The following is a 20075-nucleotide window of genomic DNA, read 5'->3' as shown; positions in this document are numbered from 1 at the left end:
GAAGACAGTTATCTATGAATGGAGGATGTCTATGAAAGATACGAGAGATGCAGGACTCAGACATTTCCTGAACAAAGAAAGCACAGCGGGAGTGGTATTCAGCCTTCCTTTTATCGTGGGCTTTCTGCTGTTTATGGTTGTACCTATGGGAATTTCCTTTTACTATTCTTTATGTGATTATAATATTTTATCTCCGCCTGTTTTCACAGGATTTAAAAATTACATAAAAATGTTTACTGATGATAATGTGTTTTATAAAACCATAGGAGTCACGTTTTATTTTGCCTTTGTATCGGTTCCTCTGCGTCTGATCTTTGCGCTTATGGTAGCCCTGCTTTTGCTGAAATCATCAAAGGCAACCGGCTTTTACCGTGCGTTTTATTATCTTCCGTCCATTATAGGAGGATCTGTGGCAGTTTCCATATTATGGAAACGGATGTTTGCAACCGATGGTGTAGTGAATCTGCTTCTTGGTATTTTAGGGATACACACTAAATTTGCATGGCTTGGAAATAATAAAACGGCAATCTGGACTCTCATTATACTGGCAATCTGGCAGTTTGGTTCTTCCATGCTGATTTTTTTATCATCTTTAAAGCAGATTCCGGTATCGCTTTATGAAGCTTCCCGGGTAGACGGAGCCAATAAATTTTCCCAGTTTTTCAAGATCACTCTGCCTCTGCTGACACCAACTATCTTCTTTAATCTGGTTATGCAGATGATTAACGGTTTTCTTGCATTTACGCAATGTTTTATTATAACCCAGGGAAAACCCCTTAACTCCACCTTATTCTATACCGTTTATATGTATCAGCAATCTTTTGAGTTTTATAACACCGGATACGGTGCAGCCCTGGCGTGGGTAATGCTGCTGCTGATCTGTGTGATAACAGTGATTCTGTTTGCAACAAAAAGATTCTGGGTTTATACGGAAGGAGTGTGAGGCAGATGATGACCAGAAAAAAGGCAGGTAAGATTTTATACCATGTAATTGTGTGCAGCCTGGGACTTGTAATGATTTATCCTCTGCTTTGGATGTTTATGAGTTCATTTAAGGAATCAAATACCATCTTTTTAACAGCGGGCCAGTTGATTCCGGAGAAATTTGTGTTCACCAATTATACAAACGGCTGGAAAGGATTCGCAAAGATTTCGTTTGCAGTTTTTTTTAAGAATTCTTTTTTTATAGCTGTCGCAGCAACATTAGGAACTGTTTTTTCTTCCGCTCTGGTAGCTTACGGACTTGCAAGATGCAGATTTTTCGGTAGAAAAATTTTGTTTGCAGCCATGCTGGTATCTATGATGCTTCCAGCACAGGTGCTTATGATTCCTCAATATTTATGGTATCAGAAATTAGGCTGGGTAGGAAGCTATAAACCGCTGATTCTTCCCTACTGTTTTGCTATTCAGGGTTTCTTTGTTTACCTGATGATTAATTTTATTGATGGCATTCCAAGGGAGCTTGACGAGGCCGCAAAGATCGACGGCTGCTCCTATTACAGCATATTTTCCCGGATTATCATGCCGCTTATCACACCGGCGTTAATTACTGCCAGTATATTTTCCTTTATGTGGAGATGGGATGACTTCCTGTCAGCCCTGCTTTATATCAATGAATCCGCAAAGTATCCGGTCAGTCTTGCCCTTAAACTGTTTTCCGATCCGGGATCTTCTTCGGATTACGGTGCTATGTTTGCAATGGCAAGTCTGTCCATTTTACCAGCAGTGATTATTTTTATCTGCCTGCAGAAATATCTGGTGGAGGGGATCAGTACATCGGGTTTAAAGGGATAGAAGGAGAAGAATAATGATAAATAAAAATGTTCCAAGACCTGATTTTGAAAGGGAAGAATGGACAGATCTCAATGGAGAGTGGGAGTTTTCATTTGATGAACCGGTATTCGATAAAAAAATCAAGGTACCGTTCTGCTATCAGTCGGAAATGAGCGGAATCTGTGATACAGATGTTCACCATGTTGTCTGGTATCGGAAAGAATTTGATGTTGAGAAAAGCAGATTAAAGGGTAAATGCCTGCTTTTAAAATTTGGAGCTGTGGATTATGAGGCGGAGATTTTTATCAATCAGACCCATGCAGCAGGTCACAGAGGCGGTCATACTCCCTTTGAAGCTGACATTACGGGACTGGTTGTGGAAGGAAAAAATGTAATTACCGTTAAGGCAATGGATTATAGCGATGAGGATAAACCCAGAGGAAAACAGACCTGGACAGGAGAAAACTTTGCATGCTGGTACACCCCTACAACAGGAATATGGCAGAGTGTGTGGCTGGAATATGCAGGAGAAACCTATATAAAACGAATGAAAGCAACTCCTGATCTGGAACGGAATGAAGTTTTGTGTGAAATTTTTATTTCTTCCATGGAAAAAGTGAAGGCAGAAATTTTGTTTAGCACTCTTCCAGCAGAGGGCGGGACTCAGAAGGATTTTGGAAGTCTGAATGTGGTCTGCGAAAATGGGTATGGAAAAGGCATTTTGGCTTTACCTGACTTAGATGTGCGCAGGGAAGAGATAATCTGGACACTGGAAAAACCCAATTTGATTGGGATGGAGGCAAAGCTTCTAAATGATAAGGTGTCAGGTTATTTCGGTCTCCGGTCTGTCTGCATTTCAAATGGAAGAATTCTTTTAAACGGTGAAGTATTATATCAGAGGTTGATTCTGGATCAGGGATATTGGAAACAGAGCCTTTTAACGCCTCCAGATGATGAATCCATTAAAAAAGACATCATACTTGCAAAGCAGATGGGATTTAACGGTGCAAGAAAGCATCAGAAAATTGAAGATCCCAGATATTATTATTGGGCGGACAGGCTGGGATTTCTAGTATGGGGGGAAATGCCAAGCTGTTATAAGTATACAGACAGCACTCTGAAAAATACCTCTGCAGAACTCACTGAATTTATTGAACGGGATTACAATCATCCGTCCATTATTACGTGGGTTACTGTCAATGAAAGCTGGGGAATGAGAAATATCAAAACGGACAGCAGTCAGCAGAGCCTGGCCAATATGCTGTATTATCAGGCAAAAGCGTTGGACAGAACCAGACTGGTCAGCGGAAATGACGGCTGGGAACAGACGGAGAACACGGATATACTGGCATTGCATGATTATGAACTGATGCCTGAAAATACAGGAAAATATGAATCTATGGAAGATATTATTAATGGACATGCAGAACGCCGTATGGTTCTGGCTGATGGGCAGAAATATGGGGCACAGCCTGTTCTGATGACAGAGTATGGTGGTATCGCATTTTCTTCAGAAAAAGAGGGATGGGGTTATTACAATAAAGCGGGAAGCCAGGAGGAGTTTCTAAAGCGCCTGGAGCCGGTTACCGACTTTCTTATTAAGAGCAGAAAATTTTCCGGTTTTTGTTATACCCAGCTGACGGATGTGATGCAGGAAACAAACGGGCTGTTAAGGGAGGACAGAACACCGAAACTACCCATGGAAGAACTGAAACGGATATTTGGAAAGAAAAGCTACGAGTAAGTAAGGGACGGTGTGTCTCAATGGATCAGTTCAGCCAGGCCGGCTGAGCTGTTATCCATGAGTATACCGCTATAAAAGTCAGCTGGTAAATTTTTTAACTAAAAAATCAAAAAGAACTTGACTATTTAAAAGATATCTTGTATAATTCCTTTTGTTGTGTTAATGGGCTATCGCCAAACGGTAAGGCAACGGACTCTGACTCCGTCATTTTCAAGGTTCGAATCCTTGTAGCCCAGCTTCTGAGCGGGACCTGATATGGTCTCGTTTTTTTTTGTGATTGATCGATATCGGGACGAACTGTTAAATCTATGTTAAAAGATAATACTTTCTGCATTTTTAAGGGAAATGAGGTGCAGCCTGTTACTCTTTTATCTGGACAATCGTTAAAAAATGCTTTATAATGTTATATAATTTTGAGGAGAAAATTTAAATGTATACATTCGGCAGCAGAGTACGATATAGTGAGACAGATGAATATGGAAAACTGCCATTAACCGGTATTATGAATTATCTGCAGGATTGTTCCACTTTTCAATCTGAGGATAATGGGTTGGGAGTGGCATATTTTATCGATAGGCACAAAGCATGGTGGTTATCATCCTGGCAGATTGTTGTGGACCGTTATCCGACTCTGGGTGAAAAGATTATAATCAGCACCTGGCCCTATGATTTTAAAGGATTTTACGGATACCGTAATTTTACAGTATGCGATCAGGAGGGCAATTATCTGGTAAGGGCCAATTCCGTATGGTTTTTGTTTGATACGGATAAAGGACGGCCTGCAAAAATTGAGGCTGATGATATCCGCGGTTACGGAACCACATGGGAGAAACCTCTTGATATGGAGTATGCTCCCCGCAGAATAGAAGTTCCTGATGAGTATGAAGTTTCAGCTCCTGTTACCGTGGGCAAGCATCACATTGATACCAATCACCATGTGAATAATTCCAAATATGTGGAGATTGCCAGGGAAGTACTTCCGGATGGAATGGAAGTGTCGGAACTGAGAGTGGAATATAAAAAGGCAGCAGTCTTCGGAGATGCAGTCTATCCCAGAGTCAGTAAGACAGAGGAAGGATACGTTGTTTCTCTGTGTGATGAACAGGGGGCAGCTTACGCAGTCATTTGGCTGCGTGGAACAACAGAGAGGATATAAGATGATTGAATTAGGTAAGATGCAGACCCTCACAGTCCAGAGGGTAAAGGAGTTCGGCGTGTATTTAGGAGAAGATGCCGGCAGTGAAGTATCTGTACTGCTTCCAAAGAAACAGGTTCCGGAAGGAACGGGGCAGGGAGATGAGATTACGGTCTTTATCTACAAGGATTCAGAAGACCGGTTGATTGCGACGACTGCAGTCCCCAAGCTTTTAATTGGTGAGACCGAAGTTCTGAAAGTGAAGGAAGTAGGCAAGATCGGCGCATTTCTGGACATGGGACTGGAGAAGGATCTGCTCCTGCCATATAAAGAGCAGACATATAAAGTACGGACCGGTGAGAACGTTCTTGTTACTCTGTACATTGATAAAAGTAAGCGGCTGGCTGCAACCATGCGGGTATATGCCCATATGAGCAATCAGTCTCCGTATAAAAAGGATGATCAGGTCACAGGGATTATCTATGAATTCAGCGATACGCTGGGTGCATTTGTTGCAGTAGATAAAAAATACTATGGACTGATTCCCCAAAAGGAGCTTTTTGAGAAATACAGGGAAGGTGATGAGATTACAGCAAGGGTCACTAAGGTAAGAGAAGATGGAAAGCTGGATCTAAGTCCAAGACAGAAAGCATATATTCAGATGGATGCGGATTCTCTAAAGGTTCTTGAGATCATTGAAGAACAGTTCTCGGGAAGTCTGCCATTTACTGATAAAGCAGATCCGGAGAGAATCAAGCGGGAATTTTCCATGAGCAAGAATGCTTTTAAACGTGCAGTGGGACATCTTCTTAAAGATGGTAAAGTAAAGATAACAGAAAACAAAATAGAAGTAATTAATTAGCGGGTAAGCGGATAACAGGAGGATTATTTTGGACTCGATAGACTATTATAATAAGTATGCGGCAAAGGAATTTGAAGAAACAGTAAATCAGGATATGTCAGAAATCATGAGAGAATTTTTAAATTATCTGGAGGAAGGCGATACAATTCTGGATTTGGGCTGCGGCTCAGGAAGAGACAGCCTTACTCTATATGAACTGGGATATGATGTGACACCGCTTGATGCATCTTCTGAGATGTGTAAGCTGGCAGAAATTCACACGGGCCTTGATGTACTACAGATGACATTTGAGCAAATAGATTTTGACGACGTATTCGACGGGATCTGGGCGTGTGCATCGCTGCTTCATACTCCGAAAAAGGAACTGTCAGGCATTCTTACAAAGATAGCAAGGGCCTTAAATGAGAAGGGTATTCTATATATGTCTTTTAAACTGGGAGATTTTGAGGGGTTCCGTGGCGAACGGTATTTCAGTGACTTTACCGCAGACTCTTTTTCCCAGCTCTTAAGAGAAAACGGCAGATTTGAAATTTTGAAGCTGTGGGAAACCGAAGATATTCGTTTCGGTCATTCTGACGTAAAGTGGCTGAACGTTCTTGCGAAAAAGAAATAAATATATTTAAAATATTACAAGGCGATGTCGAAAATAACGACATCGCCTTGTAATATATAACCAAATAAGAGGCAAAATAGTCACAGGGTATCGAATATAGACAGAAATGTACGAGCCTGTCTCTTGATATTTTGACGTTTCAGTCAGTTTTTTCAAGGGTTATACAAATTAGCCAAAAGCCCCAAATGGATTTTGGTAAATAAGAATATGGTAAAAAAAAAACAATTCATGTATGATGATTTCAGAAACATGGAGCTGCGGCTGTGGGGGCTTGTAGTTCAGAACAGAGAATATATATTTTATTTTTAGGAGGATTAGTAAATGGCTAGTTTATCACTGAAAAACATTGTTAAGAAATATCCTAATGGATTTGAGGCAGTAAAGGATTTCAATCTGGAAATTGCAGACAGAGAATTTGTTATTTTTGTAGGACCATCCGGATGCGGTAAGTCTACCACTCTTCGTATGATCGCTGGTCTTGAAGATATTTCCTCCGGCGAACTTTACATCGATGGAAAGTTAATGAATGATGTAGAGCCTAAGGATAGAGATATCGCAATGGTATTCCAGAACTACGCTTTGTATCCACATATGACTGTATATGATAACATGGCGTTTGGTCTGAAACTGAGAAAGACTCCAAAGGACGAGATTGATAAGCTGGTTAATGAAGCTGCAAGAATTCTTGATCTGGAACACTTATTAGATCGTAAGCCTAAGGCATTATCTGGCGGACAGAGACAGCGTGTAGCTATGGGACGTGCCATTGTTCGTAATCCAAAAGTATTCTTAATGGATGAGCCTTTATCAAACCTTGATGCAAAGCTGAGAGGACAGATGCGTATTGAGATCTCTAAATTACATCAGAGACTTCAGGCTACTATGGTTTATGTAACACATGATCAGACCGAGGCTATGACACTTGGTACCAGAATCGTAGTTATGAAAGATGGTGTCATCATGCAGGTTGATTCCCCTCAGAACTTATACGACAAGCCAGGCAACAAGTTCGTAGCAGGATTCATCGGAGCACCTCAGATGAACTTAATCGAAGCAACTGTTGCTAAGAGCGGCAGCGATGTTACTTTAACATTTGGTGGAAACACAATTGCTCTTCCAGCTGAGAAAGCAAAAAAACTGGAAGATGGAGGATATGTTGGAAAGACTGTAGTTTTAGGTATTCGTCCTGAAGACCTTCACGACGAGGAAGCATTCCTTGAGTCTTCTCCTGCAAGTGTAATTGATGCAACTATCAGAGTTTACGAATTACTTGGAGCAGAAGTATACTTATACTTTGATGTAGAAGAAGTAAACTTTACTGCAAGAGTTAATCCTCGTACAACTGCAAGACCTGGTGATACAATCAAGCTTGCTCTTGATTTATCAAAAGTTCATGTATTTGATAAGGATACAGAATTAGTTGTATTAAACTAATTAATGAAATTTTATGCAAGCGAGTATGATACTCGCTTGCTTTTTTTTTCTTTTTGCATTAATATAGAATAAGGTAAATTTACGAAAAAGGAGATTATGCCATGATTTCGAATCAAATACTTCAAACAACCATTGAAGGATTAAAAGGAATAACAAGAATAGATCTGTGTATTTGCGATACAGAAGGAAAGGTTTTGGCTACCACATTTCCTGATGCGGAAGATTACGAAAGTTCGATCCTGGCGTTCGTGGATTCTCCAGCCGACAGTCAGGTGATCCAGGGATATCAGTTTTTTAAAGTCTTCGACGAGCATCAGTTAGAATACATCCTCCTTGCAAAAGGCGGAAGTGATGATGTATATATGGTAGGCAAATTAGCATCTTTCCAGATCCAGAGTCTTTTAGTTGCTTATAAAGAGAGATTTGATAAGGATAATTTTATCAAGAATCTTTTATTAGATAATCTGCTTCTGGTGGATATCTATAACCGGGCAAAAAAGCTTCACATTGAAACCAACATCAGACGTGTTGTATTTATTATTGAAACGCAGCACGAAAAAGATGTGAATGCGCTGGAGACCGTGCGCAATTTATTTGCGGCAAAGACAAAAGATTTTGTAACTGCCGTAGACGAGAAGAATATCATTCTTGTTAAAGAGGTAAAAGAAGGCGAGAACTACGATGATCTGGAGAAAACAGCCAATACAGTTCTGGACATGCTGAACACAGAGGCTATGACACAGGTTCATGTAGCATTCGGTACCATTGTAAATGAGATCAAGGAAGTATCCAGATCCTATAAAGAAGCCAAGATGGCGATGGATGTAGGTAAGATCTTCTATAGTAATAAGAATGTGGTAGCTTATAGCAAGCTTGGAATCGGACGTCTGATTTATCAGCTTCCGCTGCCTTTATGCCGTATGTTTATTAAAGAGATCTTTGACGGTAAATCACCAGATGATTTCGACGAAGAGACCCTGACCACCATCAACAAATTTTTCGAGAACAGCCTGAATGTTTCCGAGACTTCCAGACAGCTTTATATTCATAGAAATACGTTAGTGTATCGTTTGGATAAGCTGCAGAAGAGCACAGGACTGGACCTTCGGGTGTTTGAGGATGCAATTACGTTTAAGATTGCACTGATGGTAGTGAAGTATATGAAGTATATGGAGAACCAGGACTATTAATGTTAGCGCTGGCAATGAGCAGTGTGAAAAGAGGCAGTTATACAGATGCGTTGTGCTTGCACAAAAGCATCTGTATTGCTGACTCTTTTCATAGGGCGAAGCCCGTGAACCGAGATGAAGCGAAGCGTAATCGAGGTTCCACTGCGGAGTCGCGTTCTTCACACTCGCGTTTTAACGAATCTACTGTTTCACGATATATCAAAGAAGAAAATCACGCTATGCAAAATTACTCAGAGGACTAAAATGATTGAATTATGGAACGTAAGTAAAACATACGAGGCGGGAAACAAGGCACTGCGTAACATCAATATGACGGTAGCGGACGGTGAATTTGTTTTCATTATCGGCAGAAGCGGCTCCGGAAAATCCACTCTGCTGAAGATGCTGTTAAAAGAAGTGGAACCCACCTCTGGTAAGATTATAGTAAATGATATGAATTTAGGCAAGATGCCAAGACGGTTCATCCCCAGGTACCGTAGGAAGCTTGGCATGGTTTTTCAGGATTTCCGCCTGTTAAAAGACCGGAATGTGTATGAAAACGTTGCATTTGCGCAGCGTGTCATTGGGGCATCCACAAGAAGTATAAAAGAATCAGTGCCCGCCATGTTAAAAATGGTGGGGCTGTCTTCCAAATATAAATTTTTCCCGCAGCAGCTTTCCGGCGGAGAGCAGCAGCGAGTGGCGATTGCAAGAGCGCTCATTAACAAACCTGAAATTCTCCTGGCCGACGAGCCAACCGGCAACTTAGACGGGCACAACTCCATGGAGATCATGAAGCTTTTAGAGGAGATCAACAAGCTGGGTACTACCGTAATTGTCGTTACCCATAGCCAGGAGATTGTAGACCGTATGAAGAAGAGGGTAATTATGATGGATCGCGGAACCATCGTAAGCGATGAGAAAAAAGGCGGTTATACGTATGAGAATTAGTACATTTTGGTATTGTCTGAAACAAGGTGTAATAAACATCTGCAGAAACATATTATTTTCACTGGCCTCCATTGCAACAGTATCCGCATGCATTTTCCTTTTTTGTCTGTTCTTCTCTATCATGGTAAATGTGCAGTATGTAGTAAAAAATACGGAGAGCACAGTAGGAATTACTGTATTTTTTAACGAAGGTCTTGATAAGAATAAGATCACCCAGATTGGCAATGAGATTAAACAACGAAAAGAAGTAAAGGAAGTAAAATTCACCTCTGCGGAAGACGCATGGTCAGAAGCAAAGAAAGAGTACTTCGGTGATATGCAGGATCTTGCAGAAGGATTTGAAGAGGACAACCCCCTCGCCAATTCTTCTTCCTATACAATATTTCTAACTGATTTAACCCAGCAGGATGAGCTTGTATCCTGGTTAAATGGAATAGAGGGAGTAAGGAAAGTTAATTATTCCAAGACAGCGGCAGAAGGTATGAACAGCTTAAACAAAGTGATAGGAATCCTGTCCATGCTGATCATTGGTATACTTCTGGCTGTGGCTATTTTCTTAATCAGCAATACAATTTCCGTAGCAGCTGCATTTAGGAAAAATGAGAATCAGATTATGAAGCTGATCGGTGCCACCAACTATATGATCAGAGCGCCCTTTGTGGTAGAAGGAGTCATCATCGGACTGGTAGGTGCATCTCTTCCCCTGATTGCCATTTATTTTCTTTACCGTTCAGCAGTTGGGTATGTAGTGACTAAATTCAGCATTCTTTCCGGATTGTTTCAGTTTCTTCCCGTTGATGCCATATTTCCTTACATGGCGGCAACTGCTTTGTCACTGGGACTTGGAATTGGATTTTTTGTCAGTTTCTTTACAATCCGGAAACATTTAAAAGTATAAGGGGAGTCGTCCGTGAATCATGGAAAAAGACTGTTTGCAGTGGGAATCGGTCTTTTGATGACCGTATCATGTATATTTCCCTCCTATGGTACAAAGAATGATGTAAATGATGCAAAGAAAAAGGCCAGTTCCATGGAGGATCAAAAAAAGGAAGTGGAATCAGCTTTAAAAGAGCTGGAAGGTCTGAAAGCGGATACTGCGTCTTATGTGAAAGGTCTGGATGACAAACTGGCTGTCTATGATAAGCAGCTAACGGCACTCACCTCCCAGATATCAGCGAAAGAAGAGCAGATAAAAACTGCCAAAGCAGATCTTGAGACCGCAAAAAAAGCACAGGAACATCAATACCGGAATATGAAACTCAGAATTCAATATATGTATGAAAAGGGTGAGACGAATTATCTGGACTTGCTGTTTCGGTCCGCCGATCTCACCCAGCTTTATAACCGGGCGGAATATATCAGAAGCATTGCTGCATATGATAGAAGAATGCTGGAGGATTATAAAAGAACCAAAGAAGAGGTCAGTCAGAGAGAAGCTCTGTTAAAGGCAGAATATGAGAATCTGCTTGGATTCCAGACTGCTGCCAGAGACAAAAAGCAGGAGGCTGAGGGACTTTTACAGGCAAAAAACCAGGAACTTGCATCGTATCAGAACAGGATAGCCAAGAACCAGGAAAATTTATCCGAACTGGAAAAAGATATAGCAGCTCAGGAACAGCATATCAAAGAAATGGAAGCACAGATACGAAAACAAGAGGAAGAAGCACGGAAAGCTGCCCAGAAGGCTGGAAAAACGTATAATACGGTGGCAATCGGGAATATTAGCTTTATATGGCCCAGCCCGTCATCTTCAAGAATCACTTCTTCCTTCGGAGACAGAGAATCTCCAACCGAAGGAGCCTCTTCTAATCATCAGGGCATAGACATCGGAGCATCAACCGGTGCAGGTATTGTAGCAGCAGCTTCCGGGACTGTAACGATCTCTACATACAGTTATTCTGCCGGCAATTATATCATGATTCATCATGGCGGGGGAGTCTATACTGTTTATATGCACTGTTCCGAACTCCTGGTTTCAGCGGGGCAGGAAGTGTCGCAGGGACAGTTAATTGCAAAAGTGGGTTCTACCGGGTATTCCACAGGACCGCATCTCCACTTTGGGATCAGAGTGAATGGAAGTTATGTAAATCCAGTGAAGTATGTAAGCCCATAATGAGCTAGATAGGAGAATGACAGTGGAAAGTAAAAATAAATTTTGGAAGGGTGCCCTAGTCGGAGCACTTCTTACCACATTGGCAGCCCTTGTAATTGTGGGGATGTCGTTAGGTATTTTTTTAATTGGAAGAACTGCAATTGATGGCAAGGGAACAACGGCAGAATCCGTTCAGGCAGAGAATCAGAACGGCGATCTGGATATGAACCGGATTGTGGCTAAGATCCAGACCATTCAGAGTGTGATTGATAAGTATTATCTATTTGACGAAGACAATACGAAAGTGGAAGACTGGATCTATAAAGGAATGCTTTATGGCCTTGAGGATCCCTACACGGTTTATTACACGGCTGATGAATATAAAAAACTGATGGAAGATACGGCTGGAGAATACTGCGGGATTGGCGTGATGGTAAGTCAGAATCCCTCAACCGGTGTAATCACAGTCAGCAAGGTATTTGAAGGAACTCCCGGAGCGGAAGCGGGAATTCTGCCTGGTGATATTCTTTATAAGGTAGGCAGCAAAGAAGTGACAGGAATTGATCTGGAACTGGTAGTAAAGGATTACATCAAAGGCGAGAAAGGCACACCTGTGACAATCACTGTTCTTCGTAAGGAGGCAGGCGATTATATCGATATGACCATGGAGCGCCGGCAGATCACAGTGCCTACGGTTGAATATGAAATGCTGGCAGATAATGTTGGATATATTTCAGTAAGTCAGTTCGATACGGTAACTGCTGATCAGTTTAAAGGTGCAGTTGATGATCTGGAGAAAAAGGGAATGAAAAAACTGGTGGTTGATTTAAGAAATAACCCTGGTGGAGTTGTGGACGCGGTTGTATCCATGCTGGATTACATTCTTCCTGATGATCTGGTCATTGAAGGCGATCCCAATCTGGTAAGAACCAAGAAGAATAAAACCCTTCTTGTTTATATGGCGGATAAGAACGGAAAAGGCGAGCAGTATTATGCTTCAGACGGTCATCAGGTAGATGTTCCAATGGCAGTTCTGGTGAATGGTCAGTCTGCAAGTGCATCTGAGGTATTCTCCGGTGCCCTTAAGGCATACAAGAAAGCGAAGCTTGTAGGAACTAAAACATTTGGCAAGGGAATTGTCCAGACGTTGTTCCCGTTAGATAACGGAACTGCAATTAAGATGACAATTGCCCATTACTATACACCAAGCGGTTTTGATCTTCACAAAAAGGGTCTTGAACCAGATGTTCCCGTAGAATTAAAAGAAGAGCTGAAAACAAAAATTAAGATTGAGCATAATGAAGACAATCAGCTGATAGAAGCAATTAATGCTTTAAAATAAAAAATAAAGCCCTTAAGAGACAGCAGCAATCTTATTGCCAGTTTCTTAAGGGCTTTTTCATTACATGGAGCAGGTTTTAAGGACGTCTAAAAATTGTCTGCAGGCATCTTCTTTGGTTGCCCAGGAGGTAACCAGCCGTATAACAGAATGGCCATTGGTTCCTTTTTCCTGTATGGAAAATACAAAGTCTTTCTGAAGGGTTTCTATTACTTCCTCAGGAAGTATGGGAAACAGCTGGTTTGTGAGAGAAGGGGCGGCGAAGGAATAGCCGCAGCTGCTGATGCCCTTTCTTAAAATATCCGCCATTGCATTGGCATGGGAAGCCAGATCGTAGTAAAGATTGTCGGTGAACAGTTCCTCATACTGAATGCCCAGGAGCCAGCCTTTTGCCAGCAGTGCCCCACGCTGTTTCATCATAAAACGGAAATCCGGTTTTAAATCCGGGTGGCTGATAACCAGAGCTTCCCCGAACAGAGCACCGGCTTTTGTTCCGCCGATATAAAAAACGTCGGTTAAGGCGGCAATATCTTTTATGGTTAAATCATTTACTGCACTGGTCAGGGCGGAACCCAGACGGGCACCGTCTAAAAACAGATAGAGATCTTTTTCCATACACAGACTGCGGATTGCTTCTAACTCGGCTTTGGAATACTGGGTTCCCAGTTCGGTTGAGTTTGAAATATAGACCATTTTGGGCTGGACCATATGTTCATCTGTATGAAGATTTAACGCCTGAGTGATATCAGCAGGAGTCAGCTTTCCGTCTTTTCCCGGCATAGCAAGAACTTTATGACCGGTGGCCTCGATAGCGCCGGTTTCATGGACATTAATATGTCCCTGGGCAACGCAGATTACAGCCTGCCACGGTTTAAGAGCTGTACTGATAGTAATCAGGTTCGTCTGGGTTCCTCCCACAATAAAATGAACATCAGCGTCCTCACACCCGATTTCCCGTCTGATCATCTCCCTGGCACGGGTACAGTGCCCGTCAGTTCCGTATCCGCTGTTCTGATCCAGATTGGTCCGTGTGATCGCTTCCAGAATCTTTGGGTGCGCGCCTTCGCTGTAATCGTTATTAAAGCTATACATAAAATGTCCTCCTGATGATTGATGGTATAAAAAATATGATATACTAAATGGGACAGATTTACAATGGCAGATGGACAAGTAACAATATAATCTTATGTTATAGTAAATATTCATATCATGTATTATTATTATATTAATGGCTGTGGTAAAATAAATAAAAGAATATGTATTACGTATGAGCAGGAGGAAACCTTATGCCGACAGGTGCAATTTTTAAATTTCATAATGATCTGGATACAGATCAGATAATAGGATCCCAGTATCTGTTATTACCTGATCTGGAAGAAATGAAAGTACATACATTTGAATCTCTTGATCCCGACTTTCCTAAAAAAGTAAAGGCGGGAGATTATGTAGTGGGAGGGGAGAATTTTGGATGCGGTTCGTCCAGAGAGCAGGCACCGGGTGTGTTAAAGGCTCTTGGTGTAGAAGCTGTAATAGCCAAATCATTTGCCAGAATTTTCTTTCGGAATGCAATTAATATCGGACTTCCTGTGATTGTGTGCAAAGAACTTCCGGATGAAGTAAATACAGGTGATGTGATGGAGCTGTCTTTGTCAGAGGGAATCGTTAAGGCAAAGGGAAAAGAGTACTCCTGTACGAAACTTCCGGAATATATGCAGAATATTTTAAATCAGGGCGGCCTGATTGCATCTTTAAATAAGGAGGAACAGGTATGGGAATGACAATCGCAGAAAAAATAATAGCGGCTGCTGCCGGTGTGGATCATGTAAAGCCGGGGGATATTCATACTGTTAATTTAGACCGCCTGATGAGCAATGACGGAACAACCCATTTAACCGTTGATATGTATCATAACAAGCTGACCAATCCCCGTATTGCAGATCCTGAAAAACTGGTCTTTATTGTGGACCATAATGTGCCTGCAGATAATCCAAAAACCGCAGCAGCCCAGAAGAAGATGAGAGATTTTGCCAGAGAGCATCAGATTGATTTCTGGGAGGGAAAGGGCGTGTGCCATCAGATTATGATGGAAAACTACGTCTGTCCGGGAGAACTGATTTTTGGAGCAGACAGCCATACCTGTACTTATGGTGCGTTAGGTGCCTTTGGTACAGGCGTTGGGTGTACGGATTTTCTTTATGGTATGGTTACAGGGACATCCTGGGTGCTGGTTCCGGAATCGGTTAAATTCAATCTGGTTGGGAAGCTTCCAGAGGGAGTTTATCCAAGAGATTTTATGCTTACGATTATTGGTCAGATTGGTGCCAATGGCTGCAATTATCAGGTGATGGAATTTTGCGGAGAGGGCGCAAAAACACTGAGTGTCAATGACCGTATGGTTTTATGCAACTTATCCGTCGAGGCAGGAGCAAAAACCGGTATCTTTGAGGCCGACGAAATCGCCCTTGCCTACCTGCAAGAGCAGGGGAGAAAGCCAAAAGCTGTATATAAAAGTGATCCTGATGCAGTTTACGCAAGGGAATATACCATCGATATGTCTGCCATCGAGCCAGTGATTGCAAGACCGGATTTTGTAGATGACGTGGTTCCTGCAAAAGAAGTCTGCGGCGTGAAGATAGACGAAGCATTTTTAGGATCCTGCAACAATGGCAGGATTGAAGAACTGAGAATCGGAGCCGGTATTATTAAGGGTAAAAAGGTAGCGGACAGTGTCCGGTTTCTGGTTGTTCCGGCAAGCCTTTCCGTATACAAACAGGCATTAAAGGAAGGACTCATTGACATTTTCATGGAATCTGGTGCAATTGTCATGAATCCCAATTGCAGTGTCTGCTGGGGAAGCTGTCAGGGTGTCATTGGTGAAAATGAGGTTCTCATCAGTACCGGAACCCGTAATTTTAAAGGCAGGGCAGGTCATCCCAGTTCCAAAGTATATTTAGGTTCTGCTGCCACAGTGACGGCATCAGCGATTGCAGGAGAAATTACGCTGGCATAATCAGGGGAAAGGAAATGACAATGGAGAGATTTACAGGAAAAGTCTGGGTTCTTGGAGATGATATTGATACCGATATCATTATTCCTACAGAATATCTGGCACTAAAAACCATAGATGAGATGAAGCAGTATGGCTTTAGCCCTCTCCGGCCGGAACTGGCTGGGCTGATCAAAGAAGGAGATATTATTGTAGCTGGTAAGAATTTTGGCTGTGGATCTTCCAGGGAGCAGGCACCTGAAATTATTAAGGCTCTTGGAGTGAAATGCGTAATAGCCAAATCCTTTGCCAGAATATTTTTCCGCAATTCCATTAACAATGGTCTGCTTCTTATGGAACAGCCGGATTTATATGATGATATGACGGAAGGTGACATCATTCAAGTTACGGTAAATGAACATGTTGAATATCAGGGCAGATTTTATCAGATCGCATCGCTGCCTCAGAATCTGGTTGATATTATCAGTGCAGGCGGACTGGTGAAAGCCATGCGAAAACGCAACGGACTGGATTAAGGAGGGGCAATGGGATACACAATTATTGAAAAAATAATCAGGCATAATACAGGTGCTCAAAATGGAAAACCGGGAGATATCGTGACTGTAAAAGCAGACAGGGTAATGATTCATGATATTTTTATTCCTTTTGTAGCAGATAAATTTGAAGAAATGGGATTTAAAAAGCTTTGGGATCCGGATAAAGCGGTCTTGATCTATGACCATCTGGTTCCAGCCAGCCAGCTTGATGACACCAGACATTTTCGGATCGGAGATGCATTTGCAGCAAAATACGGAATGGAGCATGTCCACAGAAGTGATGGAATCTGCCATCAGCTGATGACGGAGGCAGGATACGTAAAACCGGGAGATGTGGTTTTTGGGACAGACAGCCATACCACTACATATGGCTGTGTGGGAGCATTTTCTTCCGGAATTGGTTATACGGAGATGGCAAGTATTCTGGGTACCGGTACCATGTGGATTAAGATACCGGAGACAATTAAGGTGGTTATTGAAGGAAAACTTCCGGATGATGTGATGTCTAAGGATATTATTCTGCGCCTGATCGGAGATCTGGGTGCAGACGGAGCCACTTATCTGGCTCTTGAATTTACAGGAAGCACCGTTGAGGAGATGTCGGTGTCAAGCCGTATGACCATAGCCAATATGGCCGTTGAAGCCGGTGCAAAATGTGCCTTGTTTACTCCGGATGAGAAAACGGCTGAATATTGTGAAATACAGCTGAACGAATTTCAGAAGAGTCTGACTGGAGATGAGGATGCAGTTTACAAAAAAGTAATCCGGTATCGTGCAGAGAATTTTGTTCCCGTTATGGCATGCCCTTCCCAGGTGGATAAAATCAAGCCCGTCAGTGAACTGGAGGGGATCCTTATTGACCAGGTATTTATCGGTTCCTGTACCAATGGTCGTCTGGAGGATCTGGCAGCGGCAGCAGGGGTGTTAAAGGGCAAAAAGGTAGCTGACTACGTGAAGCTTATTGTGACGCCTGCAAGCCGGAAGATTTACCAGGAAGCCATGGAGCAGGGAATCATGGAGATTCTGTCTGAGGCAGGTGCCATTATCACCCATCCGGGATGCGGATTATGCTGCGGAAGAACCGGAGGAATTCTAAGTGACGGGGAACGGGTAGTGGCTACCAATAACCGGAATTTCCTGGGAAGAATGGGAACTTCTAAAGTTGAAATATATCTGGCTTCTCCCAAAACGGCGGCAGCCTGTGCGTTAACCGGCCGGATTGTGAGCGCTGAATAGGGAACCGGTCAGTAAAAAATAAAATCAGAACAAATGTTCCTCCCCTGCCTATACTTTTTAACTCTGCTATGTTATAATCCAGGTACGATGTTGTCACCAAGGAGGTAAAAAGAACGTATGGAGTTTCAATTGCATTCAGAATTTGCACCTACCGGCGATCAGCCCCAGGCCATAGACCAGCTTGTGAGCGGATTTAAGGAGGGCAACCAGTTTCAGACCTTACTGGGAGTTACAGGCTCTGGTAAGACCTTTACTATGGCGAATGTCATACAGGAATTGCAGAAGCCAACATTAATTATTGCTCATAACAAGACTCTCGCTGCACAGCTTTACGGAGAATTCAAGGAATTTTTCCCGGACAATGCAGTGGAGTATTTTGTTTCCTATTACGATTATTATCAGCCCGAAGCATACGTACCATCTACCGATACTTACATTGAAAAGGATTCCGCCATCAATGATGAGATCGATAAGCTGCGCCATTCTGCCACTGCGGCATTATCAGAGCGCAAAGATGTGATTATCGTTGCTTCGGTTTCCTGTATTTATGGATTGGGTAGCCCCATCGATTATCAGGAGATGGTGATATCCTTAAGACCCGGAATGATAAAGGACCGGGATGAAGTGGTTCATAAGCTGATTGATATTCAGTATGACCGGAATGATATGGATTTCAGACGTGGTACCTTCCGGGTCAGAGGCGATGTGGTAGAGATATTCCCCTCTTATTCCGGAAGTGAAGCTTACCGTGTGGAATTCTTTGGTGATGAGGTAGACCGGATTACGGAAATTGACACGCTGACAGGAGAGATCCGGGCAGAGCTGGGGCATATTGCGGTATTCCCTGCTTCCCATTATGTTGTTTCCAGGGATAAGATGGAGCATGCAGCACAGACAATCCTGACGGAGTTAAAGGAACAGGTGGAGTATTTTAAAAGTGAAGACAAGCTTTTAGAGGCCCAGAGAATTTCTGAGCGGACTAATTTTGACGTAGAGATGATGAAGGAGACCGGCTTTTGTTCCGGAATTGAGAACTATTCCAGACATTTAACCGGGGGAAAACCGGGAGAGCCGCCCTATACCTTAATTGATTATTTCTCAGATGATTTTTTGATTATCGTGGACGAGTCCCACATTACCTTGCCGCAGGTGAGAGGAATGTACGCAGGAGACCGTTCCAGGAAAAGCACTCTTGTAAACTTTGGATTTCGCCTTCCGTCCGCTCTTGATAACCGTCCTTTGAATTTTGAAGAGTTTGAATCCAAGATTAATCAAATGATGTTTGTTTCAGCAACTCCTTCTGTATATGAATCAGAGCATGAACTTTTAAGGGTGGAGCAGATCATTCGACCAACCGGACTTCTGGATCCGGAGATTGACGTGCGCCCCGTGGAAGGGCAGATTGATGATCTTATTTCCGAGGTCAACAAGGAAGTGGAAAAAAAGAATAAGATATTAATAACCACTTTAACCAAGCGTATGGCAGAAGATTTGACGGATTACATGAGAGAGGTGGGGATCCGGGTCAAGTACCTTCATTCCGATATCGATACTCTGGAACGCTCGGAGATCATCCGTGATATGCGGCTTGATGTTTTCGATGTTCTGGTAGGAATCAACCTCTTAAGGGAAGGTCTCGATATTCCAGAGATTACACTGGTTGCAATCCTGGATGCGGATAAGGAAGGTTTTCTACGTTCACAGACTTCTCTCATACAGACAATCGGAAGAGCGGCAAGAAACTCGGAAGGTCACGTTATCATGTACGCAGATAATATGACGGATTCCATGAGAGTAGCGATTGAAGAGACTAACCGGAGAAGAGCGATTCAGCAGCGATATAATGAAGAGCATGGAATTACTCCCACTACCATTAAAAAAGCAGTTCGTGATCTGATAGCAATCTCTAAGGCTGCAGCAGCCAGTGATAAGGAGTTTAAAAAAGATCCTGAATCCATGGATGCAATGGAACTGGAAAAGCTTTCAAAAGAACTGACAAAAAAGATGCATCAGGCAGCAGCAGAACTGAATTTCGAGGAGGCTGCAAAGCTGCGTGACCGAATGGTACAGGTGAAAAAGATGCTTCAGGATATCAGCCAGTAAAAAATATATTTCAGGTATTAGGATAGTATTGACAATGATTCTCAATAAGTGTAAAATCTCTATGGATGCAATCCAGGGAAA

At 42.5% G+C, this 20075-nt stretch carries 18 protein-coding genes and 1 tRNA gene; 18 read left to right on the top strand and 1 reads right to left on the bottom strand.

Translation table 11 applies throughout. The annotated features are described in order from the left end of the window. Nucleotides 1–31 precede the first annotated feature (31 nt). The 13 genes from ABS301_RS10965 (at nt 32) to ABS301_RS10905 (ending at nt 13115) form a co-directional block, all read left to right on the top strand. Nucleotides 32–943: a carbohydrate ABC transporter permease gene (locus ABS301_RS10965; RefSeq protein WP_349672264.1), complete on the top strand. Its 912-nt coding sequence runs from the start codon at nt 32–34 to the stop codon at nt 941–943. A gap of 5 nt (nt 944–948) precedes the next feature. After that, on the top strand, nt 949–1794 hold the full coding sequence (locus ABS301_RS10960; RefSeq protein ID WP_349672263.1) for a carbohydrate ABC transporter permease: 846 nt from the start codon (nt 949–951) through the stop codon (nt 1792–1794). A gap of 13 nt (nt 1795–1807) precedes the next feature. Continuing rightward, complete coding sequence (locus tag ABS301_RS10955) at nt 1808–3517, top strand: glycoside hydrolase family 2 protein (RefSeq protein WP_349672262.1); 1710 nt, start codon at nt 1808–1810, stop codon at nt 3515–3517. A 163-nt stretch (nt 3518–3680) separates the two neighbouring features. Further along, nucleotides 3681–3753 (top strand) — tRNA-Gln (locus ABS301_RS10950). A 194-nt stretch (nt 3754–3947) separates the two neighbouring features. Next, the gene (locus ABS301_RS10945) at nt 3948–4673 is read left to right on the top strand and encodes an acyl-[acyl-carrier-protein] thioesterase (protein ID WP_349672261.1); all 726 of its coding nucleotides are present in this window, start codon (nt 3948–3950) and stop codon (nt 4671–4673) included. A 1-nt stretch (nt 4674) separates the two neighbouring features. After that, entirely contained in the window at nt 4675–5514 is an 840-nt protein-coding gene (locus ABS301_RS10940; protein ID WP_349672260.1) for a CvfB family protein, read from the top strand. A gap of 28 nt (nt 5515–5542) precedes the next feature. Next, nucleotides 5543–6127, top strand: a complete 585-nt coding sequence (locus ABS301_RS10935) for a class I SAM-dependent methyltransferase (RefSeq protein WP_349672259.1) — start codon at nt 5543–5545, stop codon at nt 6125–6127. A gap of 321 nt (nt 6128–6448) precedes the next feature. Further along, the gene (locus ABS301_RS10930; protein ID WP_349672258.1) at nt 6449–7561 is read left to right on the top strand and encodes an ABC transporter ATP-binding protein; all 1113 of its coding nucleotides are present in this window, start codon (nt 6449–6451) and stop codon (nt 7559–7561) included. A 101-nt stretch (nt 7562–7662) separates the two neighbouring features. Continuing rightward, nucleotides 7663–8751 (top strand): PucR family transcriptional regulator, encoded by a 1089-nt coding sequence (locus ABS301_RS10925; protein WP_104439748.1) that lies wholly within the window; start codon nt 7663–7665, stop codon nt 8749–8751. Nucleotides 8752–8994: 243 nt separating this feature from the next. Then, complete coding sequence (ftsE, locus tag ABS301_RS10920) at nt 8995–9681, top strand: cell division ATP-binding protein FtsE (RefSeq protein ID WP_104439749.1); 687 nt, start codon at nt 8995–8997, stop codon at nt 9679–9681. Beyond that, complete coding sequence (gene ftsX / locus ABS301_RS10915; protein ID WP_349672257.1) at nt 9671–10579, top strand: permease-like cell division protein FtsX; 909 nt, start codon at nt 9671–9673, stop codon at nt 10577–10579. Before ftsE ends, ftsX begins: the two co-directional genes overlap by 11 nt. A gap of 57 nt (nt 10580–10636) precedes the next feature. Continuing rightward, entirely contained in the window at nt 10637–11794 is a 1158-nt protein-coding gene (locus tag ABS301_RS10910) for a murein hydrolase activator EnvC family protein (protein WP_502877960.1), read from the top strand. Between the two features lie 16 nt (nt 11795–11810). Beyond that, entirely contained in the window at nt 11811–13115 is a 1305-nt protein-coding gene (locus tag ABS301_RS10905) for a S41 family peptidase (protein WP_349672255.1), read from the top strand. A gap of 60 nt (nt 13116–13175) precedes the next feature. On the opposite strand, the gene ABS301_RS10900 is transcribed toward ABS301_RS10905, so the two are convergent. Then, nucleotides 13176–14204 (bottom strand): threonine aldolase family protein, encoded by a 1029-nt coding sequence (locus tag ABS301_RS10900; protein ID WP_349672254.1) that lies wholly within the window; start codon nt 14202–14204, stop codon nt 13176–13178. A gap of 194 nt (nt 14205–14398) precedes the next feature. Here ABS301_RS10900 and ABS301_RS10895 point away from each other — a divergent pair, with 194 nt between their 5' ends. From ABS301_RS10895 to uvrB, 5 genes are all read left to right on the top strand, one after another. Beyond that, nucleotides 14399–14890, top strand: a complete 492-nt coding sequence (locus tag ABS301_RS10895; RefSeq protein WP_349672253.1) for a LeuD/DmdB family oxidoreductase small subunit — start codon at nt 14399–14401, stop codon at nt 14888–14890. Then, a complete protein-coding gene (locus tag ABS301_RS10890) occupies nt 14881–16122 on the top strand; it encodes a 3-isopropylmalate dehydratase large subunit (protein ID WP_349672252.1) in 1242 nt (413 codons plus the stop codon). Before ABS301_RS10895 ends, ABS301_RS10890 begins: the two co-directional genes overlap by 10 nt. A 20-nt stretch (nt 16123–16142) precedes the next feature. Next, the gene (locus ABS301_RS10885; RefSeq protein WP_349672284.1) at nt 16143–16634 is read left to right on the top strand and encodes a LeuD/DmdB family oxidoreductase small subunit; all 492 of its coding nucleotides are present in this window, start codon (nt 16143–16145) and stop codon (nt 16632–16634) included. A 9-nt stretch (nt 16635–16643) separates the two neighbouring features. Then, nucleotides 16644–17891, top strand: coding sequence for a 3-isopropylmalate dehydratase large subunit (locus tag ABS301_RS10880; protein ID WP_349672251.1), 1248 nt, complete (start codon nt 16644–16646; stop codon nt 17889–17891). Nucleotides 17892–18008: 117 nt separating this feature from the next. Beyond that, nucleotides 18009–19994, top strand: a complete 1986-nt coding sequence (uvrB, locus tag ABS301_RS10875; protein WP_349672250.1) for an excinuclease ABC subunit UvrB — start codon at nt 18009–18011, stop codon at nt 19992–19994. The last annotated feature ends 81 nt before the right edge of the window (nt 19995–20075 follow it).

The organism is Lacrimispora sp. (genome assembly GCF_031982545.1).
In the GTDB taxonomy this organism is placed as follows: domain Bacteria; phylum Bacillota; class Clostridia; order Lachnospirales; family Lachnospiraceae; genus Lacrimispora.
The sequence above is the reverse complement of the archived record's forward strand: the minus strand, read 5'-3'. Positions and strand labels throughout refer to the sequence as shown.